Below are 22,792 nucleotides of genomic sequence, written 5' to 3'. Positions count from 1 at the left end.
GCACTACTTTTTTGATTATCTTTTTTGATTATCTTTTTTGATTATCAGTTGTTACTACCTAATTTATCATCCAAAATGCTTCCATTTATTTTCAATTTTTATTTGCTTTATGACTTTTAGTTTATTGCTTGTTCGCTTCTTTATCACTTTTTGTCTTTGGATTAGAATAACGTGAAACGGTTCGCAATAATATGACTTATTAACAGGTACAACCATTTTTTCTTAAATAGTCTTGTCACTTGACTAATATTGTAAATTTACGCTTAGAATGATTGATTTAATTGGTTTAATGAGAAGTGATTAAGATTGAATAAAGTTTACTTTTTTAATATATAATAACGTGATCATTTAAATAAACTCATTAAAACTACCTTTGCACTATTTAAAACCCTATCGACTTACTTTAGACACTTAACTTTTATGATTTATCCCCGACTAAAAACCGCAATAACTTTATTGAGCATTATTATTTTATGTGCTCTGTTCACTTTTTTATGGCCGGAGGAAAATAGATTTCTCACTGATCTTGATTTGTTAAACAACCCTAAAAATCTACACACAATGAGTGATAGCAACGTGCAAAAAATACCTTTAGCAGTGATGGGAGACTCAGATAGTCATGCCTATCATGATTATATTTTGCTCCCACTTGATGAACACACTCGTGGAGGCAGGTATCGCCCTTTTACCTGGCAATGGACAGAAATTTTATATCGATTACGCAACCCGATTATTGATCTGGGAGAACCAGGAAGTTGGGGCGTTAACTCAAAAATTGCACGAATAGCTCAATGGTTTCAAACTGAACTACGTGCACCTCGCAAACAGGATTTTAAATTTAATTTTGCAATTTCGGGAGCAGAATGTGCGGATCTGTTAACTGGCAGGTTTCCGCAGACTCCGCAATTAATTTCGCTAATGGACCAAACACCTCAGATTTGGCAAAAGGGTGTGGTTATTATTCGAATTGGCATCAATACTTTTGGCAAAAAGTCTGCGCTGACACGTTATGCTGCTCAAGGTCTTACCAAGCAAACCAAACAAGACATTAAACAATGTATCGATGTTATTCAACAGTCTGTAGCATCCATTCACCAGCACCATCCACAGGTGAAAATTTTATTGGTCGGCATTTTTAATAATGCCCATTGGGTACCAAATTTTGATCTTTTTCAATCAGCTACTGAGCTTGCAAAGATTGATCGAGTATATGACCAGTTTGATAATCACTTGATTGAAATAGCCAATAATCATAAAAATATTGCATTTTTTAATGAGCGGCAGTGGTTTAAAAATTATTGGGGAAGTCGCGATCAATACGGAAAACCTGCTTATCATGAGCAAAGATTCGGTAATATTTTGACCGTTTCCAACTCAGTTGGGAATCATCCTAGCCACTCAATTTTAGGTGATGGTCACGCGGGAACCGCTTGGAATATTTTATGGGCCAAGGCCATTATTTTAAGTTTAAACCAGGCTTTTTCTCTGAACATACCGCCCGTCACCGATCAGGAAATAATGGAGTTATTAAAGCCTATTGTGCAAAATACAACCCCATAGTGATGCAATGTTTTAAATTTAAGGCATAAAAAAAGCCGGTATTAAATATCGGCTTTCTATTCAACCAACCAACAAACTTACTTGCCTTTGGCAGTGGTATCTGCTTTTTCAGGTTGTACAATTTCTAATAATTCAACATCAAATACCAGAATTGAACCACCAGGGATTGGACCGCGATCTCTTTCACCATAGCCTAATTCTGGCGGAATAACGAACTGATACTTACTACCAACATCCATATATTTAACACCTTCTATCCAACCTTGAATAACACCGCCGCGTAAAGAAAACTTGAATGGCTCTTTACCAACCGAACTGTCAAATTGTTCACCATCGGTAAACGTCCCCGTGTAATGAACTTTTACAGTGTCGGTTGCAGATGGTTTGGCCGCCCCTTCTTTAGCAGGCGTAATGACTTTATAATATAAGCCAGATTCGGTTTTAGTGTAGCCACCTTTTTCTTCCAGCTTTGCAAAGTAGGCTTCATTTTCCGTTTTTTTCGCTTCGATCTCAGCATGCATCTTTTCTTGCTGAGCAGTACGCATTTTTTGCTGGAATGATTGCAGTTGCTCTCTAACTTGCTCATCCGTCATGATAGAAGTTTTGCTCATTTCACCTTCAAATCCCTTTTTCACAACATTGATATCAATGCCCATTGAATTGAAGTCACGGTTGATAGACGCAATTCCATCAGCCATGTTAGCACCGATGGCATAGGCCATTTTGTCAGCATCTGACATTTTATCTAATGCTTGTTGATTGGCGCTTTTAGGGCCATCACTTTTGGTGGCGTCATTTTTTGAAGTATCAGCCTGAGTGGCCGCAGCTTTATCAGTTGTTGCTTTGCTGTCTGCCGCTTTGTCTGTGGCGTCCTGACACCCCGCAAGCAGAACACCAAGCGCAAATAATGCGATATAATTTTTCACGATTAACCCTCTTTTATTTAAATTTTCTATGAATTCCAGGAACTTTTCCCTAAATAGAATGGCAGTCTATACTGTATCTGAACAAAAAAGAAGTGCCAGCTCTCGGTATTCAACTATAGGAAAGTGGATGATATTACAAATTTTAAAGCGTTGTGTTCTGGTATCAGTTAGCATTTTAATTATTTCAAGCTGTGAAAAAAAACCACAATCTGTGGCAGAGTGGCCACATAGCGCAATTGGCAGTTTAGATGCTGCAATTTCTCCCGATGGACGCTTGGCCTTAGTCTCTTCAGTTAACTTTGGCGCAAGCTTGTGGAATATCGAAAATAACGAGCGCCTGTTCCAGTGGACGCACGGTGAAGATGACGCTGGAGCTGGCATTACGGCCGTCAATATTTCACCTGACGGCACAAGGGCTGTCACCGCACAGCAGGACACCTATGTGATTTGGAATACCCAAACCGGATTTGCTTATGGCTATTGGAAAACTCCTGCCGACATCACCGCAATCGCGCTATCAGATAAGGGCCGCTACGTATTAATTGGATTAACAACCGGACTGGCTATTTTTATCGATATGAACACGGGCCGTCGAATTGAATTTACCGGCCATCGAAACGAGAAAGTTGCCAGTGTTGATTTGTCAGCCAATGGGCTTTGGGCATTTACTGGTGGTAATGATTATCGCGCTGTTCTATGGAACACTCGCACCGGCAAACCTCAACAGCTTTTTGAGCATACCACTCGAGTAACAAAATTGAAGCTGGATCCCAGCGGTAAGCAAGGATTTACCTCAGGCACCCTGGGCAATGCGACAATCTGGAACCTGCAAACCGGGGCACCAATCAGCCAATTAAAACTCGAAAAACGTGAATATGTCATTAGTGCTGCAGCCTTTTCTCACAGTGGTCAACAGCTGGTCACGGGCGCACCGGGTAGAGACATCAGCTTATGGAACTCACAAACTGGAGACCGAATCAAACAATGGCGAGTACGCACCAGAGATGCCGGCAAACCGCTAGGAGCAATCGTTTATGCGGTGAGTTTTTCGGTCGATGATCAGTTTGTTTATAGTGAAAGTTCGGCCGGATTTGCCGAAAAATGGTCGGTTAACTAATTAGACCCCTGTTAATCATCTACTTGAATGTATAACTCAATCTGGTATTCTAGCGTCGAAGGTCTTTTTGACCTGATCTGCCTTACAACTCAGTTTGTTTATGTAATCGCTGTTTTGTATCAAAGTGCGGTTCGCCGCACTTTATAATTAATGACACTAAATGAGTGACGTTCGTATTGATATTTCCTGCATAATGAATGTTTTTAATAATGATACTTTTATCATGACATTACAGGTTTCATTCCAATCGATTCTACAAGCGACCCTCTGATCGCTTATTGCCAAATTCACCAGATTTGGTGAGGTTTGTGGAGGTTAAAGCTTTGCCCTATCAAGAACAAGAATTGATTAAGCGCTTAATTGCAGGCGACGAGCCCACATTCGAAAAACTATTTACCCAATATTATTCACTGATGTACTCAATTGCACAATCAATTGCAGGCGCGGCGATTGCCGATGAAATTATTCAGGAAGCATGGATTTCGGCGCTCAAAGCATTACCTAAATTTGAAGGTCGCAGCTCTTTAAAAAATTGGATAATGCGTATTGTTGCAAATGAGGCAAAAACAAGACAACGCAAAGAGTCTCGCTCTGTCTCCCTGGAATCTATGCAGGATAATTGGCGTAATGATCCCCGATTTGATCAAAATGCTCACTGGGTTTCTCCCTCATCACAATGGGAAACCAATACGCCAGAAGAATTATTACTTGCGACAGAGTTACAAGAATGTATTAAAAAGAATCTGGGTAATATTCCCGAAAATCAAAGGGTCGCTATTAAGCTGAAAGACGCAAACGGGCTTTCAATGGATGAAATTTGTAACATTCTTGACGTCAGCCCGTCTAACCTGAGGGTATTACTCCATAGAGGAAGAGACAAAATTTTGCAGGTTATTGACCATTTTCAAAAAACAGGAGAATGTTAATGTTACCCTCATGTAAACAGGTAGCAGAGCAACTTTCTGAAAATTTGGACCAGCCAGTCACAGGCTTAAGGTGGATTAAACTCAAATTACATCTGCTAATTTGTCATTATTGCCGTCAATATGGAAAACAAATTAAAACAGCGGCTCATACAATCAATTTATTGGAGCCTAAAGTCGCGCTAAATGAAAAACTAAAAGAAAAATTACTTGAGCATTACCGACAAGTACAAAGAAACCACACTGGTTGTGGCGACATTCCCGAGCAAAGCATCCAACAAAAAGAAACGCATTATAATAAGAGCGACAATCAAGACACCAGTCGTGTTGAAAATAATAGCCAATAAACCTGATTATGCGCTCATTTAGTTATAAGCAAGTGGTTTACAATACCAATTCATCAATTTATTGTTCGATATTATGAGACATTTTAAGTGCTTCAGGAATTTCATAATCACCTGCGGCTGAAACCAGTTTGTCACCATTAAAGTATAACTCTAATTTTTTTACGGTTGTTTTACCTAAATTGGCATTTTCATAACTGTAAAGATAAACCCATTTATCATCTGCAAAACCATCATCAACAACTGGCGATCCCAATACAAAAACCACCTGATTCTTAGTTAGCTCAGGACGCAGCTTATCAATATCGCGTTGCGCCAGAATATTCCCTTGTTGTATGTCCAAACGGTAAACACAACCACTTAGACTAACAATAAATAACAATAAAAATAACTTTTTAAGCATGAAATTTCCTACAATAATCACTATTAACTGATTGTATGCTAAGGTATATACCCAGAGTTTGAACAATGAATTACAATCTCAGGTTTCGTATTCTATATGAATTTGTGCAAAATGCCTTAAAAAAAGAATATAATCCGGATTTATAGTCCATTTAAAAGCTAAAAAATTCCATTGTGCAGGTAAAATAATTGGAATTTTCATCATTATGGGAGAGTACTTTGAATAATCAACAATTGAAAGATGCGGGCCTGAAAGTCACATTGCCTCGCCTGAAGATACTGAATATTCTCGAAAATTCTGAACAGAAACACCTCAGTGCAGAAGATGTCTACAAATTACTATTAGAAGCCGATGAGGATGTTGGCTTGGCAACCGTTTATCGAGTATTAACTCAGTTTGAGTCTGCGGGATTAGTCTCTAGACATAATTTTGAAGATGGTCATGCTGTTTTTGAACTCAGTGGTGATGAACATCACGACCATATGGTTTGTGTTGATACCGGAAAAGTTATTGAGTTTTATAATAAAGATATTGAAAAACTTCAGACTCAAATTGCCGAAGAGCTTGGCTATAAATTAATAGATCACAACCTGGTGCTCTACGTTAAAAAGAAACAGTAATAAATTTTTTGCGGTTTTTATTAACTCATTAACTGACTACTTTCCAACACAGTCACTTTTTCATCTTGAGTTAGTAAAGGCCGCATATCTTGCAATACCGCTTTACGATCAGCAGAATCACACCACACTTGCCAAGCTTCATAATTTTCCCAACTTGAAATAATAAATGCACAAGTTGGTAAGTCTTTTACCTGAAGTAATTCGCCCGCAATAAAACCGTCAATCGCAGTTGCCTGTTTACGTGCTCTGCGAATCATATCTAGATAGTCAGTTAAACACCCATCTTTGATATGTCTTTCTATGATGACTCTAATCATATTTGAAATCCCCAATACAAAATCAAAACCTGAGTAACTACAAACGTTCGGTTACTATTATTCTGCAATACGATTATTGATATGAAATGTTAAATGAAAAAGTTCACCAAACAATTTTTAGTTATTTTTTTAATGTTTAGTGCGCAAGGTATCAATTAAATTATCTTCCAGCTCCACTCGCTTTGCAATGGCTTCGCCAAGCACAGATAAATCTTTATCGAGATGATCGAAAGCCGCATCTTCTACAAATTGCGAATACTTATCATTAAAATTAACAACAATATCTGTTGTTTCAGATATCTCAGGGTAAAGTTTTTCTAATAATTGAATACTTTCAGCCCCATTGATTTCACATGCACCAACAATTTGTTCATACACTTCAAAGTGACCAGCAGATACATAATCAATAAGTAAACCACAAAACTGATTGATCTGCTCTCCATCGGGTAGTGAAGGACTATTGCGATTACCCGATAACCGAAAATATTGAACGAGTAATTGATTTCTTTCTGCTAACCAATTGTCAACCGCACTGTTAATGCATTGAACGGATTTCTCACCATCTAGATTTTTATCTGACATGCTTGCCAGGCTCCTCAATTTATTCAATACCTACTCTTAAGTTTTTACCACAATAACCGCTGGCTGCAAAATTTTTTTCCCGGAAATATTTTTTACTATTCATTCTTGAACGAAAGTTGTTTAATATTCATCCAGAAAAACCAAGCATTTACACAGCAATCGCTGCGAACTATCGCAAAATACGCTAAACTAATTTCATGAATAAAACGAATAATTCTCAATCAAGTAAACCGTTTGAGTTTGCTCGCTATTGGACAATACGCAGTTTAACCGCAACGTTAATCGTGATTGCTGCACTTTTACCTGCGATTAGTGCATTGAGCATCAACTTTTGGTTAGATGGCGATTACAACTGGCGCGAAGCAGCACTAGAGCTTGGTGTTGCCTGTATTACGCTCGCGATTATTGCTTACCCAGCATTTTATTTATTAAACTGGGAATCCGATCAGGCACAGCGTTGGGATGAAACTCGGCAAGACTTCAGGCTGTTGATTGATCAAGCCGTTGACATGGTATTTTTAATTTCAATTGAAGGCCGAATTGTTGAAGTCAATCAAAAAGCCTGCGAGTCACTAGGTTATTCAAAAGATGAGTTAAAAAAACTCTCAGCACTAGATCTTGATATTGATTGCTATTTACATCGCCATCCCAAACTGGTCAATATTATGCGTAGCGGCGGAACAGTTAGTTACGAAACTCGCTATCGCACTCAATCGGGACAACGAATTCCGGTGGAGTGTCGAGCCCGCATGGCAAGCTGGCTAGAAAAACCTCACTATATCGAATTTGTCACTGATATTTCTCATCGGTTAGAAGTTGAAAAAGAAATTGATGAATCAAAAGAGGCACTGGAAAAAACCAGAAATCTTCTCGAACTGAGAATTGCAGAGCACTCAACTGAAATTAAAAAGCAAAAACAAAGTCGAGAAATGGCTGAACGATATGCCAACTCAATTCAAAATTATTTAGAAAAGCTGATAGACTCAATGCCATCAGGAATTATTGCCGTTGACGAACAGTATCGAGTTATGCAATGGAATATCGAAGCAGAAAAAATGACAAATGTACCCGCCAAAATGGCTATTGGAGAAAAGCTCTCTAACTTATTTCCTGCACTTTATATCCAAATAAAGAAAGCGTCAGAAAATAAGGAAAACCAAAATCAAAATTTGTGTTTTCAATTTAAAATAAAAATTAATCATGAACCTAAAACCCTTGAAGTGATGATCTATCCGATTTTTTCATTACGTGAAGAAGAACAAGGTGAAGTTATTCGTATTGACGATATCACTGAAAAATTAAAAATTGACGAAACCTTAGTACAAACCGAAAAAATGTTATCACTAGGTGGTTTGGCCGCCGGTATGGCACATGAGATTAATAATCCGCTGGGCGCAATCATGCAAAGCACACAAAATATCAAGCGGCGCTTATCTCTTGATTTAGCCAGAAACCAAGTCGTCGCTAAAGAAGCCGAAATTGATTTAAAAGCGCTCAATGATTATTTGGTTAAACAGCGCATTTTAGAGTTTCTCGATGGAATTTTACACTCTGGAGAACGCGCAGCACGCATTGTTGGAGACATGCTAAGTTTTTCTCGTCCAGCCAATCAGGAGTCAACCTTAATTAGCGTTCAGGAAACATTGGATGCAGCAGTAAGACTTTCAGCAAAGAACTATAATCAACGCAAAAAATTTGATTTTCGACAAATAGAAATTAAGAAAACTTACTCGCCAGATGTTGGCTATGTGATGGCGCAAAAAAACCAGTTAGAACAAGTATTTTTAAACTTACTGATTAATGCCGCGCAAGCATTAGCCCTTAAAGACGAGAAAGAATTCAAGCCAATCATTGAATTAATTATTCGCCGCGAAGGCGCAATGGTCTGTGTTGAAATTATTGACAACGGTCCGGGCATGGATGAAAAAACCCGCAAAAGGGTTTTTGAACCATTTTTTACGACTAAAGATGAAAATGTGGGTACAGGTTTAGGGTTATCGGTCTCTTACTTTATTATTTCTGAGCAATTAGGTGGCCAGCTCAGTGTCGAATCACAGCCAGGAAAAGGCTGTCGTTTTGCGCTTCGATTGCCCATCATGACAACACAAATCCAAGAACCTGACAACAACCCGCACCAATCAGTTGAGCTCCCCCTTTAGACCATGTTTGATAATATCAACTTAACTCAAAAGAGTACTGTCTTGAATTTCATTGATAACCATTCATCTCAAATAGTGTAATTTAGACCGACTGATTTAAACTGATTGATTTAAATGGAATTGCTTCAAGTGAAAGATTTAAAAACCGAATCATTTAAAAACTGAAGAAAGTAAAACTTAATAACTCACCAGTAAAAATCTCAAACTAGGCAGCTTTTATCTAGGCTGCCTTAATATCAATATTTAAATCAATGATGTTTGCAGAAATGACTCAGTAATAAATCGAGATTATCGACTAAAGATGTGCTTATTAGGCTTTAAGTGGCGATAAATATTTCGAATCATTAAAACAGCAACAAAAACAAAAAATATCAGTACCCAAGCAGGCATTGAGATACCAAGAAATGACCAACTGACTTTGGCACATTCACCATCTCCTGCCAATACCGTTGAGATAACTTCATTGACAGGCAAGACTTCCATCAAATAATCAAGTGCCGGGCCACAGGCAGGGACTTCGCTTTCAGGCAGATTTTGCAAATAAACATGTCTGGCTGAAACGGCTCCTCCCAATATAGCGCTGATGAGTCCCAAAACAGAATAAACGATAATCCAACGGCTACCCAAACGGGGGTTATGAATGCCGCGGACCAAAAACCAGATACCAACCGCCAAAACACCGATTCGCTGAAAAATACATAACGGACAAGGCTCCATATTTTCAACAAATTGAAAATAATAGGCCGTAACTAATAACTGATAACAGACAAAGGCCATAAAAAGGTTAAAGCCGCGAGAATCAAGCATGTAAAGTATCCATTAAAATAGGCGGGGTTGTTTTTTTGACAGCCTACCAGAAATTAAAGTTGCAAAAAAGCGTATAAATTCTCGCTTAACACAAATTAAATGTTTCTTACATCAGATAATCGGACAATAAAAAAGCCTCAATTAGAGGCTTATAAAAGTTTCCAGTCTGCAGGTCCCATTTATCTGGGCTTCGTATTATTCGCTAGCGTTGGCTATTTATAACAAACTGATATAGGCCTTGCAACAGAAATTTGCGAATTGTGTCATATTTCTATCTGCTCGGAGGTTTAATGACTACTTTTTTCCTTTGAGTGCATCAGCTAGTGCCATACCAAATGCCGAATTTACTGGTTTCGGCTTTTTAGCCGTATTTTTTGGCTTAAATGAGCGTTTATCCTTGTCATTTCCCTGATTTTTACCACCAGCTCTGGGGGCAACTTCGGGGTTTGGTCCAACCATTGACAAACTAATTCGCTTGCGTTTAGCATCAACATCGATTACGTGGACTTTAACAATATCACCGGTTTTAACCACATCGCGCGGATTAGCAATAAACTTATCACTCATAACCGAAATATGAACTAATCCGTCCTGGTGTACACCTATATCCACAAATGCACCAAAGTCGGTCACATTTGTTACCGTACCCTCAAGTGCCATGCCATTACTCAAATCAGCAATTTTTTCAACACCTTCTTTAAATTTGGCGGCTTTAAAATCACCACGAGGATCTCGGCCAGGCTTTTCTAGTTCGGATAAAATATCGGTAATTGTTGGTAAGCCAAATTTCTCTTCAACATAATCTGCAGCATTAAGTTGATTAAGCACGGTTTTATTCCCCATAACAGCATCGATATTGCTTTGAATTTTGGCCAACATTTTTTCAACAATAGGGTAGGTTTCTGGGTGAACGCCTGATTTATCGAGGGCATTATCACCATCGGTAATTCTAAGAAAACCAGCTGCCTGTTCAAAAGCTTTTGGTCCAAGTCGCTCAACTTCAGTTAATTGTTGGCGATTCGCAAATCGACCATTTTGTTCTCGAAAGCGAATAATATTTTGCGCGAGAGTTTTATTTAATCCCGACACGTAAGTTAGCAAGGGAGCAGAAGCGGTGTTGAGATCAACGCCTACAGCATTTACACAATCCTCAACAACGCTAGCTAACATTTTGCTCAGCTGACTTTGACTGACATCGTGCTGATATTGTCCAACACCAATAGCTTTAGGTTCAATTTTAACCAGCTCAGCCAGCGGATCTTGCAAGCGTCTGGCAATTGAAACTGCCCCGCGATATGTGACATCTAAATCAGGAAATTCTTCAGAAGCCAGCTTTGATGCAGAATAAACCGAAGCCCCGGCTTCACTGACAACAATCTTTTGCAAACCCAGTTCAGGATGTTTCTTCATCAATTCCGCCACCAGACGATCAGTTTCTCTGGAAGCAGTACCATTTCCAATACTGACCAGCTTAACCTTATTTAACTGACAAATAGTCGCCAGTTTGGCTAACGAAGCATCCCATTGATTTTGCGGTGCATGAGGAAAAATAGTTGATTGCGTGAGTAATTTTCCGGTGTCGTCAACCACGACCACTTTAACGCCAGTGCGCAATCCTGGATCCATTCCCATGGTCGCAAACTTTCCAGCTGGTGCGGCCATTAGCAAGTCTCGCAAATTATTGGCAAATACACCAATGGCCTGAGTTTCAGCTTCTTCGCGTAATTTACCCAAAAGTTCAGTTTCAAAAAAGTTATGCAATTTTACCCGCCAAGTCCACAATACCACTGTTTGCAACCAGTCATCAGCAGGTCTGCCTTGAAGCTCAATGCCGGCATGTTTGAAAATCAGGTGCTGTGCGTAATTTCTGGCTTTTTCATCTTTTAACATCGCTTCGTCAACAATCAGCTCTAATGAAATGATTCCTTCATTGCGACCACGAAATAATGCCAAAGCTCGATGCGATGGGATTTTGTCGAGCTTTTCGGAATATTCAAAATAATCGCTGAATTTATGCCCTTCTTCTTCTTTACCACTGATTACGGTTGACCTGACTAATGCATGTTCTTGCAAATATTGACGGATAGCAGCCAACAATGTGGCATTTTCCGCAAAGTTTTCCATAAGAATCTGTTTTGCGCCATCTAATGCGGCCTTTTCATCAGGCACCCCTTTATCAGCATCAATATAGGCCTGTGCAGTTTCCTCGGGATTAAGCTGTGGATTGTCGAGTAATTGCTGTGCCAGAGGTTCAAGGCCAGCTTCGCGTGCAATTTGTGCTTTGGTGCGACGTTTTGGCTTATAAGGCAAGTAAAGATCTTCAAGTTCGCTCTTGGTTTCAGCATTTTCGATGCTGAGCTTAAGTTCGGGAGATAACTTTTCTTGCTCTTCGACACTTTTTAAAATCACTTGGCGCCGGTCTTCAAGCTCTCGCAAGTAACCAAGTCGTTCTTCGAGATCGCGTAACTGACTATCATCAAGTCCACCAGTTACTTCTTTTCGATAACGAGCAACGAAAGGAACACTGGCACCTTCATCAAGCAGGTTGATAGTGGCAACAACCTGAGCAGTATCAACAGACAATTCGCGGGCTATTTTTTCAGCAATATTGAACATAAAACTTCCTGATAAACAATCTGATGAACTAACCAAACTAATAATAATGGGATTAACAGAACATCGTTGATAATTGGATTGGCGATTATATACATTTCACCAGTATTTTCAGCAGAAATTCTCAAGAAAAGTCTGCGATTAAACTTATTTCACAATTGATACAATATACATTTTTCTTATTACTCAAAAATTGGGTTATACTCTGTAACTGGGAATATTAAAAAAATCTTTGTCTATCAAATGGTTATTCCTTAGATATAATGAATTGGCTGACCAGTTCAGGCAATTACCGACAGACATCCTCACAGGTAAGACAGAAGACAGGTTAAAAAGGGGCTAGCAATGAGTGAAGAAACGCAGAAAATCCTGGTTGTTGATGACGACTTGCGTTTACGAAGTTTATTGGAACGATATTTTAAAGAGCAGGGATTCATCGTAAAAGCAGCGGCAGATTCGGAACAAATGGATCGTTTTTTAGAAAGAGAGAATTATCACTTAATGGTATTAGACCTGATGTTGCCAGGAGAAGATGGTTTATCAATTTGCCGACGCCTGAGAGCCGAAGATAATAATATTCCAATCATTATGTTAACAGCTAAAGGAGATGATGTTGACCGCATCATCGGCTTGGAACTGGGCGCTGATGATTATTTAGCTAAACCCTTTAACCCCAGAGAACTGCTTGCTCGAGTTAAGGCGGTATTACGCCGAAAAACCACAGAATTGCCTGGCGCCCCCAGCGGTGAAGAAAAAATAATTGAGTTTGGTCAGTTTAAGCTCAATCTGGCAACACGAGAAATGACCAGAGAGGGCGAACCATTAACCTTGACCAGTGGCGAATTTGCGGTCCTTAAATCGCTGGTTACCAATCCTCGCCAACCATTGTCTCGCGACAAACTGATGAACCTGGCAAGAGGCCGCGATTATAGTGCGTTAGAGCGAAGTATCGATGTCCAGGTATCACGTCTGCGCCGCATGATTGAAGAAGATCCAGCTAAACCCAGATATTTACAAACGGTCTGGGGAATCGGTTATGTTTTTGTGCCTGATAGCGAATAAAATCACAGTTTATATTGGCGTTTGTTTTAGGTCAGATGATCTTAAACTCGGACCACACACTAAAACATATCGATAAATCCTAGCTGAACATCACCCTTAATTAACTTAAGGGTGCCACATCTTAGCAAAGGTGAATTGAGTAAAACAAAAGTAAATATTCATGCCTTTGAATTGAATGCAGATGGATTTTAAGCGCTAAGCCACCCACAACAATAAAAAACCAAAAATAAAACAAATAGAAACAACTAAACGACTGATTCCCAACGCCGATTCAAACTGCCGACTCCGCTTTATTTTTCGATCACGCTGTGAAATAAGTGGATTTTGCATCGGCTTGCTAACATAACTGTTTTCCAGATAGTGATAATCTTTTAACAGATAATTATATTTTGCTCTTCGAAATTGACCGTCCAAATTGACACCCTTTACTTCATCATTTCCATTATTGCCACTATTTATCCTTAACCTCACATCGCATCCTGCTAATTTAAGTATAGAAGAAGCATTTGCAATCGCTAGAAAAAACCATCGCTTTTTTTAAATTTTGGTCATATAACCACTTATTTTAAGAGGTTTTTTTAAACCTCTTCTTCTTCCCCGTCAATAATAAATCCAATACGTCATCGCTTTTCCTGCTTTTCTACCTTTTTCACAAAACATAATAATTGCACCGTTGATTGGTGTGCCAATAACATACAGGGGCTTCCATTCATATTCCCTTCGATGCGAATACCGTGAAAACTCTCTTGTGCCAAGCGCTCAACACTAATTTGCAATCCGCCATGCATGATAGCCAAGATCGCAGGCTCTTCGTCTTCGGGTAATTGACTACGCCACTGCATAATAGTGTCAGCTAGGCGGCGCATTAAAATACCGGCAGATTGATATTCATTAGCTTCACGCACTTCGCAATCCTGACGCGGTAAGTTAAGCGCCGGTAACGGTCGTTGGGGAACGACTTGCTCTTTAAGAATTTCTTGCGTGTTTTGGTAAGGGGTTTGAGAAGATTCGATTGCTTTACTCATAAATGATTTCTTTCGTTATTTGAAACAGACTTAACACTATTTTACTCATATCCTTGTAAAAAAAAATAGCTGATTTTGTTAAAGATTTTGTCAATTAACTGTATAGCTAAGACTCAGTTTAGGTAGTTTAACGGTTAATTGACTAAACTCAATTAAGGCACCCAATCAACGGAGAATGAATGCGAGAAATTATAGCCACTTTCAAAGAGAGCTTGCGCGACCTAATGCCTATCGTAATGGTGATTCTGTTTTTCCAGACGGTTGTCATGCAGCAACCCATTCCAAATATTGTTGAAATTTTATTTGGATCAATTTGCGTCCTACTGGGACTTGCCTGTTTTATTCAGGGACTACAATTGGCATTATTTCCAATTGGCGAAAGTATGGCTTACGATCTCACCCAAAAAGGCAGTTTATTTTGGCTAATAGTTTTTGCATTTTCACTTGGATTTGGAACAGCAATTGCCGAGCCAGCCTTAATGACAGTCGCTAAAGAAGCCGCTCATGCAGCATCAGTCATTGGACATATTCAAAACAACACAACCGAACTAGAAAGTTACGCTAACAACCTGCGAATTACCGTAGCGATTTCAGTGGGGGTTGCCATCATCATTGGCATCGTTAAAATTTTGCGAGGCTGGTCAATTCAGTGGTTAATTATTGGCGGTTATTTACTCGTAATTTTGCTCACCTTATTTGCCCCACTTGAAATCATTGCAATTGCCTATGATAGTGGTGGCGTTACTACATCAACCATTACTGTTCCGCTGGTTACTGCCTTGGGTGTCGGACTGGCTAATTCAATTAAAGGCAGAAACCCCATGACCGATGGTTTTGGGTTGATAGCTTTTGCAGTATTAACCCCAATTATTGCCGTTATGCTCTTCGGCATCTTTCATTAATCTGAAGCATCGCGATGAACTGGAGCGCAGAGTTTTTCTCAACATTGTTAAATATTTGTAGAGATATATTGCCAATCACTCTGGTTATTTTTGGTTTTCGTCTGTTTATCATTCGAAAAAAGATTAAGCATCTAAAGCAGGTCATCAACGGCTTTATACTGGTCATTATTGGATTGGTGTTATTTATTTTAGGATTAGAAAAAGCACTATTTCCTATCGGTAAATTAATGGCTACGCAATTATCCAATAACACCAGCAGTGATCTGTGGATTTACTTATTTGGTTTTCTAATTGGTGCCAGCACAACCATTGCCGAACCAGCTTTGATAGCGGTAGCACTCAAAGCCAATCGAGTATCGGGTGGCGCAATCAGCTTTTGGGGATTAAGGGTATCTGTTGCCATTGGAGTTGCGATTGGGATCACCTTGGGCATATGGCGAATAATAACCGGTTACCCTATCCACTGGTTTATTACCATTGGGTATGCCATTGTAATTGTACAAACACTACGTGCGCCTAAACTGATTATTCCTTTAGCGTTTGACTCAGGCGGCGTGACGACATCTACCGTCACCGTCCCGCTGATTACCGCTTTGGGACTTGGACTAGCTGATGCGATTCCGGGCAGAAACCCACTCATTGATGGGTTTGGGCTTATTGCATTTGCCAGTTTATTTCCGATAATTTCTGTGATGGCTTATGCTCAAATATCGGAATATAAAGTCAAACAAAAATTGAGAAGCCGGTATTACCAAGAACTCAAACTACAACGTAAAAAATTGATTCATCCTAAAAAATGAAACTTAAAAACCTGGTGAAATTTTGAATTAACAAACTGACAGGACTGATACCATGCCATTTAAATTAATTGTTGCCGTTGTTGACGACACCCAAACTGATAACATCATTGAAGCGGCACGACAAGCAGGCGCAAAAGGCGCTACGATTATTAATAATGCGCGCGGAGAAGGTATTAATTTGCACAAAACTTTTTTAGGTTTGTCTTTAGAAACCCAGCGAGATGTTATTTTATTTATAGTTGAAGCCACTTTAAGCCAGGCAATTTATCAGACGATTGAAGAGGCAGGACAATTTGTCAGTCAGTCAGGTTCAGGAATTGTATTTCAACTCGACCTGGAACAAGTCAGCGGTGTCGCTCAACAGTTTTCTGGTTTTGATACACCCAATAAAATAAACTGATGAGTAACGTTAACTCATATAATCAGCTCAGCGCTTTCGTTGAATGCCTTCTGGTAATGACTTAACTCGCAACATTTCTTCATCATTAAATGATTGTGGTGATTGGATAAAATCGACAAGCATATCAAAGGCATCTAGTCCCCAAAAATTTTCTTGTCCATCAGCAACTGTAAAAGTTGGCACACCAAAAACCTGCTGCTCAGCCGCCAGCTGTGTATTGTGTTTTAGTTGTTCTTTAACCGATGCTTGTGACACCAACTCAGCTAAATCATCTCTGGCAAACTGTTCCTCAAAGTAACGCATCGCTTCGATCGATTCCAAAGCATAGCCATAACGCCAGATTCCGTTGAAAATCGTTTGAATCACGCTTAATTGATTACCCAGTGCTACTGCCAGACGTAAAGCAAATAATGAGTTAAAGGGATGGGCGGGTGGCATTTTAAATGGCACATTATTTTTACGGGCGTACCAATAACAAAACTGATAAGTGAACTGACGTTTTGGTACAATTTCAGCAGGACCAACATTTTGCCAATGATTAAGCAAACCAGCAAATAAAATAGGTTTATACACCACATTGACACTTTCAGGTAACTCTTGAAAACGCTGTAACTGCAAGTACGCGAAAGGAGAAATAAAGTCAAAATACCAAGTCAGTTGCATTATAGAACGCCTATTTTTATTTGCATTTAGAAAAGTCTTCAATTAGTTGATTTTTCAGCCTGTTTTGCTTCAAATGCCGCCATTTGTTCAGGCGTAGCTCTTTGTTGATATTGCGCTTTCCATTCTTCATAAGGCATGCCATAAACATGCTCACGGGCTTGCTCATAATCTAATTCGACCCCGTTAGCCTGTGCTTCAGCAACCATCCATTTCGCTAGGCAATTACGACAAAAGTCTGCCAATATCATTAAGTCAATATTTTGAACTTCTTTATGATTATCCAAATGTGTCAACAAGCGACGAAATACCGCTGCTTCTATAATTTGTTGTTTTTCCATCACTATTATCCAGCCAATATAATTTTGTTAACTTAAAGCGAGTGGTTATTATACGATGATATTAACGGTAATTCTGTGGTTGTTTCTATGACTCAGTCAACAAACCCGGATATTGTACTAAAGATGATATAGTTGATTGATATATCTAGTAAAATTATTTTTTTGAAATAAAAATATCTATCTCCCTCCAAAGTCAAAGCCGCAAACATCAATTTCAAAATGAAAAATTGCGATAGACATTCTAAACTTATTATATAGGCAGCAAATGTTTGGGCATCAATGGCAAAATCGAAAAAAATTAAAATACCAGTTGAAAAATTACTTGTTGGCTTTGTTGTAGATATTGAATTACCTTGGACCAAGCACCCTTTCTTGTTCTCCAAGTTCAAAATTACGTCAAAAACAGATATTCAGGTGATTAAACAATTGGGATTACGTGAAGTCACAGTATTTCCCGAGCAAAGCGATATCAAAGTGGCACATGAAAGCCAAAGTGCCAGCAATGAACAATCGACAAGTGATTCGGAGTCTGTCACGCAAGACCGATGGCGAGAGAAAAAGACCAAACTGGAAAATGCTGACAAGTACCGCAAACGGCGCAGCAGCGTTGCCAAAAAATATAAGGAACAGGCGGCCAAAGTCCGCAAATTAACACACGAATTGAAGACTGAACCTGCTAATGCGATTCGTGATGCAGCTGGTCTGGTTGATGGACTGGCCGGAGAGTTTGAATCCCAAGGAGAAATCCTCACCAATCTGGTGAATTTAGGCACCGGCTCACATACCATGTACAACCACTCAATCAATGTAACAATTTTAAGTTTAAGTCTGGCTGCCGCTCGCGGCATCCAAGGCGATGAACTACGTCATTTAGCGCGGGGGGCATTATTGCATGACGTGGGCAAAGTTGAATTACCAGGTCCAATTGTTAACAAAAAGTCTAAATTGAATAAAGCAGAAATGGGCGTTTATCGACAACACGCGCCAGTTGGTCGTAAGTTGTGCGAATTAGTAGAAGGCATGCCACAAAATGTTTTGAAAATTATCGAATTGCATCACGAGTTTGTTGACGGTACGGGTTTTCCAAACCAACTCAAAGGTGATGAAATTCCCGACTTGGTGAAAATTGTCAGTATTGCCAACACTTATGATAACTTGTGTAATCCATCAAACCCAGAATATGCGTTAACCCCCAAAATTGCCTTGGCAACCATGTATTCTAAATTTAAAGACAAACTCGACAATGAGTTGGTACAGACCTTTATTTCCACATTGGGCATATTTCCACCAGGCAGTGTAGTCAGCTTAAATGATGGTAGTATCGGTCTGGTGGTCAGTGTTGATCCACAAGATATGTTACGCCCCGAAATTTTAGTCTATAACCCCGACATACCCCCGCTTCAGGCGCTTATCATCAACTTGCAGGAGCATCAGGATTTAAAAATTGAGAATGTCCTTAAGCCAGGCGAATATCCCAAAAGAGTTTATGAATATCTGGGCATTGAAGATAGAATTGGGTTTATGACCAGTCAAAAATAATTTAAACGCATGAGGAAATATACAATATTTTCTAGCTATTGAAATTGAATCACTACGCTCGATTGGCTTTATAGTTCTGCAAACTCTGTAATCAGGCAATGTAAAAAGTAAAAAGGGCAGCACATTGGCTACCCTCTTACATTCCTCTGGTTCTCTTCCGTGAAAACTTTGCTCCTTGCAATCTCCCTAAGTATCATGTCCATGAATAGTTCGTCCCTCTCCATGTTTCCCTTGCGTCCAGTATTGTCCTTAACACTTGTTATCTAGATTACTTTTTTCTCCAAACTAAACAAGAGCGGATTTGCTTGACTTGCATAGAAACCTGATACTGGTGTTTATAAGCTTTTACCTTTTAATTCATTGAAATCAAATAGATAAGAATAATGATTAATAAACTTACGTACTTTTCCTAGTAAAAAAACAGACAAACACTCGCTCAAATAAAGGCATCATCTGACAACTGGTATGGCCAATGTCTTACATGTTTTTATTTTGTTTTATAAGAATAATTGAAATAATTACGGGAGAATTAGCGGTTAAGCTGATCTTTCCTTAATTTAAGAAGCGTAATCCCACAAAAAATAAATACAAAAGCCAATAAACCGGAATAATGCCCTAACCATTCAAAGGCAACAGGCAAAATATATAAAATAATGCCAATAAGCAGTAGTACCCAGCCAATAATATTCATTATTTGTGCTTTATGTTTTAATTGAGGATTTTCAGTCATGAATATTTTCTATTTATCGATGGCACCAAGTGGATGATTAAAATGCATTCAGATAAAACTAATCACTGGTTTTAGCTTGGTTTGCCCTTCCATCAGTAAGCAGCGCATAAATCAGCAACCCCCAGCCAATCAAAAACAACAATCCCCCTAACGGAGTAATAGCCCCGAACCATTTAATATTAAGCAACGCAAGTAAATACAGCGAACCGCTAAACAACAAGATACCGGCAATCATCGCCATGGCCGCATAATTTAAATAGTGTGTAGAAAATCGATTGATCGATTTAAGTACACCGATCACCAATAAACCCAATGCATGGTTCATTTGATAGTTCACCGCCGTTTTAAAAATTCCTAGCGAATAAGCGTCAACTTGTGTTTTGAGTGCATGAGCGGCAAACGCCCCCAGTAACACCGCGAATAAGGCAAAGCCACTTCCGACAATTAAAATCCAAGGTTTATGCTTTGTTAATGACATGATTATCTCTCAGTGACTCAACAATCCTGTAAAACAGTCAATCATTACGTTTTCTGGTGAATCGTTTCGATGATCTTGGTTGTCGATACGCCATCAACAAACCCCAGTATTTTTACTTCACCGCCGTTAGCTATGACTTCTTTCGCCCCTGCAATTTGCTCAACCTGATAATCACCACCTTTTACTAAAACATCAGGCATAATATCTACAATCAAATCTCTTGGTGTATCTTCAGCAAACGGCACAACCCAATCAACACACCCCAATGCAGCCAATACTGACATTCTTCGTTCGACTGGGTTAATTGGACGCCCTTCGCCCTTTAAACGCTGTACCGAGTCATCATCATTAACCGCAACAATTAATCGAGCACCAAGCGCCTTGGCGCTTTGTAAATAAGCAACATGACCGGCGTGTAAAATATCAAAGCAACCGTTTGTCATGACAATTGTTTCATGATGGGCTTTTGCTTCTTCAACAACCATTTTTAACTGCTGGCGGCTTAGAACGCCTCTGCCAGATTCTCCCGACTGACGCAATTGGCGCCTGATTTCATAAGCACTTACGGTCGCAGTGCCAAGCTTAACAACCACGATTCCTGCTGCAATATTTGACAAGGCAACCGCATCTTCCAATGAACTTCCTGCGGCCAGCGCACTGGCTAATGTACCAATCACAGTATCTCCAGCACCGGTCACATCAAAGACTTCACGCGCTAAAGCCGGCAAATGTTTTTCAGGTTGATTATGGCGCAAGAGTGTCATGCCGTGTTCACCACGAGTTATCAGCAACGCCTGCCACTGGTTTTCATTCAACAATGCCTGCCCTTTGGCAACCAGCGTTTGCTCATCTTTACAATACCCGACAACGGCTTCAAACTCATGTAAATTCGGGGTAACCAGGGTCGCTCCCCGATATCGCGCAAAATCGGTCCCTTTGGGGTCGACCAGCACAGGGATGTTATGCAGGTTAGCCTCAACAATCAGTGACTGGACATCATCCAGAGTTCCTTTGGCATAATCCGATAAAATCACAGCGCCACAATCTTGTATATGACGACGCATTCGAGCCACTAATCCAGCAGTGCCGCGCCCTTGGAAATGCTCTTCAAAATCCAGCCGAATCAGCTGTTGTTGACGACTGATAATCCGTAATTTGGTAATGGTAGGGATCCCTTTGACTCGCTCAAAATCACAGTTAACCTGGGCTGCGGTTAACCGGGTTAATAAACTGTCGGCGGCTTCATCATCACCAGTAATCCCAATTAAATTAACGTCACAGCCTAAACTGGCGATATTTAATGCAACATTTCCTGCTCCGCCAGGTCGTTCTTCAACCTGGCCCACATTCACTACTTGGACTGGCGCTTCGGGCGAAATTCGAGAACTGCCACCATACCAGTAACGATCTAGCATTAAATCACCAATCACCAGCAGTTTGGCGCGATTAAAATCGGGCAAAGATATATTCATTGAGTCTGACTATTTATTAAATATGGATAACATCTTTGCCGATCATAGCATATTTTTATGGCATCGCTTCACAAGGCCCAACACCTTTGTAACCCCCATGACAATTACAAGCAAGGCCGGCAACAAATTTTATTCTTTCACTTTGACTTTCGATGCAATTTCAAGCAACAGAGTACTCGAAATAAAGTTTCGCTCAACCATACCAACCAAATCTCCCTGCTGATCAATCACGGGAAGTTCATCTACATGCAATTCGATCATTTTCGACAGTGCTTCGCTGCGTGAAGTGCTCGTATTCAGTGCATTTTCACGCATGACAATCTCAGGAATATTAGCTTCAATCCAACTCCGGTCACCTTTTGCCAGACTGTTAGCCAATTGCCGATAAGTACTTCCTTTATTTGGATTGGCATTGACAAATGGTTTAACTGGGGAAATGCCTAAAAACTGTCCCTCTTTGTCGAGAAAGATCAAATGCTTCAAGTAAGGCTTAGCAGTAAGCTCTTGCATATAATGATAAATAATGTCTTCTTTATAATCACTCACCCCCATTCTAAAAGATAAAGCTTCAGTCTTTTGGTCAATCAGTCGGGGAATTTCTGCCAGACTGGCTTTATCATCAGAAGCGAGCGATTGAGCAGGTAACTTTTCCAGATGCACATTTTTTTCAAGCCCAGAAATCTTGCTTTTGGCTGCTTCTGATATTGCCGTTTCTATCTTTAATCCACTTTCACTTAATTCAAATTTTGATAACTTCCCTGTTGCAATTAAAAAGAGCATCGCCGGCATAACCGCCACAATAATGTCTGGCACTTTAATTTCAATATTGGCATTACGCGAACGCAAATAGACCAATCCAAATAAAATGACAACAAAGCTGGCGGTAGAGATTAGTTGTTCCACGGAGAGAATCCTTTTTTATATTAATTATGAGATACAGAGGTTTAAAATTAAAACATAGCCCCCGCAATAGATTAAATGGTAATTAAATCAACAGATTATCACTTATTGA

The 22,792-nt window shown here is 39.6% G+C and carries 25 protein-coding genes; 11 read left to right on the top strand and 14 right to left on the bottom strand.

Annotation, left to right across the window (positions count from 1 at the left end; all coding sequences use genetic code 11):
• Window positions 1–576: 576 nt before the first annotated feature.
• A complete protein-coding gene (locus tag ABVT42_RS14675) occupies window positions 577–1,560 on the top strand; it encodes an SGNH/GDSL hydrolase family protein (RefSeq protein WP_353896432.1) in 984 nt (327 codons plus the stop codon).
• A gap of 77 nt (window positions 1,561–1,637) precedes the next feature.
• Here ABVT42_RS14675 and ABVT42_RS14670 read toward each other — a convergent pair whose 3' ends face one another.
• Window positions 1,638–2,486, bottom strand: coding sequence for an FKBP-type peptidyl-prolyl cis-trans isomerase (locus ABVT42_RS14670; RefSeq protein WP_353896433.1), 849 nt, complete (start codon window positions 2,484–2,486; stop codon window positions 1,638–1,640).
• Window positions 2,487–2,613: 127 nt separating this feature from the next.
• Between ABVT42_RS14670 and ABVT42_RS14665 the strand changes: the two genes are divergently transcribed.
• The 3 genes from ABVT42_RS14665 to ABVT42_RS14655 all read left to right on the top strand — a co-directional run bounded on the left by ABVT42_RS14665 (window position 2,614) and on the right by ABVT42_RS14655 (window position 4,873).
• Window positions 2,614–3,603: a WD40 repeat domain-containing protein gene (locus ABVT42_RS14665; RefSeq protein WP_353896434.1), complete on the top strand. Its 990-nt coding sequence runs from the start codon at window positions 2,614–2,616 to the stop codon at window positions 3,601–3,603.
• Window positions 3,604–3,911: 308 nt separating this feature from the next.
• On the top strand, window positions 3,912–4,529 hold the full coding sequence (locus ABVT42_RS14660) for an RNA polymerase sigma factor (RefSeq protein WP_353896435.1): 618 nt from the start codon (window positions 3,912–3,914) through the stop codon (window positions 4,527–4,529).
• Window positions 4,529–4,873: an anti-sigma factor family protein gene (locus ABVT42_RS14655; RefSeq protein WP_353896436.1), complete on the top strand. Its 345-nt coding sequence runs from the start codon at window positions 4,529–4,531 to the stop codon at window positions 4,871–4,873. The genes ABVT42_RS14660 and ABVT42_RS14655 overlap by 1 nt, the downstream gene beginning before the upstream one ends.
• A gap of 58 nt (window positions 4,874–4,931) precedes the next feature.
• On the opposite strand, the gene ABVT42_RS14650 is transcribed toward ABVT42_RS14655, so the two are convergent.
• On the bottom strand, window positions 4,932–5,273 hold the full coding sequence (locus tag ABVT42_RS14650; protein WP_353896437.1) for an outer membrane protein assembly factor BamE: 342 nt from the start codon (window positions 5,271–5,273) through the stop codon (window positions 4,932–4,934).
• Window positions 5,274–5,491: 218 nt separating this feature from the next.
• Between ABVT42_RS14650 and fur the strand changes: the two genes are divergently transcribed.
• The gene (gene fur / locus ABVT42_RS14645; protein WP_353896438.1) at window positions 5,492–5,893 is read left to right on the top strand and encodes a ferric iron uptake transcriptional regulator; all 402 of its coding nucleotides are present in this window, start codon (window positions 5,492–5,494) and stop codon (window positions 5,891–5,893) included.
• A gap of 20 nt (window positions 5,894–5,913) precedes the next feature.
• On the opposite strand, the gene ABVT42_RS14640 is transcribed toward fur, so the two are convergent.
• Together ABVT42_RS14640 and rsd are read right to left on the bottom strand one after the other, a co-directional pair.
• Window positions 5,914–6,210 carry an antibiotic biosynthesis monooxygenase family protein gene (locus ABVT42_RS14640; RefSeq protein ID WP_353896439.1) on the bottom strand — a complete coding sequence of 99 codons (297 nt, stop codon included), beginning with the start codon at window positions 6,208–6,210 and terminating at the stop codon, window positions 5,914–5,916.
• 129 nt (window positions 6,211–6,339) lie between these two features.
• Window positions 6,340–6,792 carry a sigma D regulator gene (gene rsd / locus ABVT42_RS14635; protein ID WP_353896440.1) on the bottom strand — a complete coding sequence of 151 codons (453 nt, stop codon included), beginning with the start codon at window positions 6,790–6,792 and terminating at the stop codon, window positions 6,340–6,342.
• A gap of 197 nt (window positions 6,793–6,989) precedes the next feature.
• Here rsd and ABVT42_RS14630 point away from each other — a divergent pair, with 197 nt between their 5' ends.
• A complete protein-coding gene (locus tag ABVT42_RS14630; protein ID WP_353896441.1) occupies window positions 6,990–8,951 on the top strand; it encodes a PAS domain-containing sensor histidine kinase in 1,962 nt (653 codons plus the stop codon).
• Window positions 8,952–9,239: 288 nt separating this feature from the next.
• Here the strand turns inward: ABVT42_RS14630 and ABVT42_RS14625 are convergent, their stop codons facing one another.
• Complete coding sequence (locus ABVT42_RS14625; RefSeq protein ID WP_353896442.1) at window positions 9,240–9,758, bottom strand: disulfide bond formation protein B; 519 nt, start codon at window positions 9,756–9,758, stop codon at window positions 9,240–9,242.
• Between the two features lie 294 nt (window positions 9,759–10,052).
• Window positions 10,053–12,374, bottom strand: coding sequence for a Tex family protein (locus ABVT42_RS14620; RefSeq protein ID WP_353896443.1), 2,322 nt, complete (start codon window positions 12,372–12,374; stop codon window positions 10,053–10,055).
• Between the two features lie 342 nt (window positions 12,375–12,716).
• Between ABVT42_RS14620 and ompR the strand changes: the two genes are divergently transcribed.
• Entirely contained in the window at window positions 12,717–13,433 is a 717-nt protein-coding gene (ompR, locus tag ABVT42_RS14615; RefSeq protein ID WP_353896444.1) for an osmolarity response regulator transcription factor OmpR, read from the top strand.
• A gap of 195 nt (window positions 13,434–13,628) precedes the next feature.
• Here ompR and ABVT42_RS14610 read toward each other — a convergent pair whose 3' ends face one another.
• The gene (locus tag ABVT42_RS14610) at window positions 13,629–13,904 is read right to left on the bottom strand and encodes a hypothetical protein (RefSeq protein WP_353896445.1); all 276 of its coding nucleotides are present in this window, start codon (window positions 13,902–13,904) and stop codon (window positions 13,629–13,631) included.
• Between the two features lie 149 nt (window positions 13,905–14,053).
• Window positions 14,054–14,458, bottom strand: coding sequence for a hypothetical protein (locus tag ABVT42_RS14605; RefSeq protein WP_353896446.1), 405 nt, complete (start codon window positions 14,456–14,458; stop codon window positions 14,054–14,056).
• Window positions 14,459–14,637: 179 nt separating this feature from the next.
• Here ABVT42_RS14605 and ABVT42_RS14600 point away from each other — a divergent pair, with 179 nt between their 5' ends.
• Genes ABVT42_RS14600 through ABVT42_RS14590 form a run of 3 tightly spaced genes read left to right on the top strand, consistent with a single transcriptional unit; the run spans window position 14,638 to window position 16,560 of the window.
• On the top strand, window positions 14,638–15,360 hold the full coding sequence (locus ABVT42_RS14600; protein ID WP_353896447.1) for a DUF1538 family protein: 723 nt from the start codon (window positions 14,638–14,640) through the stop codon (window positions 15,358–15,360).
• A gap of 14 nt (window positions 15,361–15,374) precedes the next feature.
• Window positions 15,375–16,160 (top strand): DUF1538 domain-containing protein, encoded by a 786-nt coding sequence (locus ABVT42_RS14595; RefSeq protein ID WP_353896448.1) that lies wholly within the window; start codon window positions 15,375–15,377, stop codon window positions 16,158–16,160.
• A 52-nt stretch (window positions 16,161–16,212) separates the two neighbouring features.
• A complete protein-coding gene (locus ABVT42_RS14590; protein ID WP_353896449.1) occupies window positions 16,213–16,560 on the top strand; it encodes a P-II family nitrogen regulator in 348 nt (115 codons plus the stop codon).
• Window positions 16,561–16,587: 27 nt separating this feature from the next.
• Here the strand turns inward: ABVT42_RS14590 and ABVT42_RS14585 are convergent, their stop codons facing one another.
• On the bottom strand, window positions 16,588–17,223 hold the full coding sequence (locus tag ABVT42_RS14585; protein WP_353896450.1) for a 2-hydroxychromene-2-carboxylate isomerase: 636 nt from the start codon (window positions 17,221–17,223) through the stop codon (window positions 16,588–16,590).
• 38 nt (window positions 17,224–17,261) lie between these two features.
• The gene (locus tag ABVT42_RS14580) at window positions 17,262–17,561 is read right to left on the bottom strand and encodes a DUF1244 domain-containing protein (RefSeq protein ID WP_353896451.1); all 300 of its coding nucleotides are present in this window, start codon (window positions 17,559–17,561) and stop codon (window positions 17,262–17,264) included.
• A 279-nt stretch (window positions 17,562–17,840) separates the two neighbouring features.
• Here ABVT42_RS14580 and ABVT42_RS14575 point away from each other — a divergent pair, with 279 nt between their 5' ends.
• A complete protein-coding gene (locus ABVT42_RS14575; RefSeq protein ID WP_353896452.1) occupies window positions 17,841–19,100 on the top strand; it encodes an HD-GYP domain-containing protein in 1,260 nt (419 codons plus the stop codon).
• A 529-nt stretch (window positions 19,101–19,629) separates the two neighbouring features.
• Here the strand turns inward: ABVT42_RS14575 and ABVT42_RS14570 are convergent.
• The 4 genes from ABVT42_RS14570 to ABVT42_RS14555 all read right to left on the bottom strand — a co-directional run bounded on the left by ABVT42_RS14570 (window position 19,630) and on the right by ABVT42_RS14555 (window position 22,683).
• Window positions 19,630–19,830, bottom strand: a complete 201-nt coding sequence (locus ABVT42_RS14570) for a hypothetical protein (RefSeq protein ID WP_353896453.1) — start codon at window positions 19,828–19,830, stop codon at window positions 19,630–19,632.
• A gap of 58 nt (window positions 19,831–19,888) precedes the next feature.
• Complete coding sequence (locus tag ABVT42_RS14565; protein ID WP_353896454.1) at window positions 19,889–20,308, bottom strand: DUF423 domain-containing protein; 420 nt, start codon at window positions 20,306–20,308, stop codon at window positions 19,889–19,891.
• Window positions 20,309–20,352: 44 nt separating this feature from the next.
• A complete protein-coding gene (hldE, locus tag ABVT42_RS14560) occupies window positions 20,353–21,780 on the bottom strand; it encodes a bifunctional D-glycero-beta-D-manno-heptose-7-phosphate kinase/D-glycero-beta-D-manno-heptose 1-phosphate adenylyltransferase HldE (RefSeq protein ID WP_353896455.1) in 1,428 nt (475 codons plus the stop codon).
• A gap of 129 nt (window positions 21,781–21,909) precedes the next feature.
• Window positions 21,910–22,683, bottom strand: a complete 774-nt coding sequence (locus ABVT42_RS14555; protein ID WP_353896456.1) for a CBS domain-containing protein — start codon at window positions 22,681–22,683, stop codon at window positions 21,910–21,912.
• Between the last annotated feature and the right edge of the window lie 109 nt (window positions 22,684–22,792).

The sequence above is a fragment of the Aliikangiella maris genome, from assembly GCF_040719265.1.
GTDB lineage: Bacteria > Pseudomonadota > Gammaproteobacteria > Enterobacterales > Kangiellaceae > Aliikangiella > Aliikangiella maris.
This window is presented reverse-complemented; position numbering and strand designations above follow the sequence as displayed.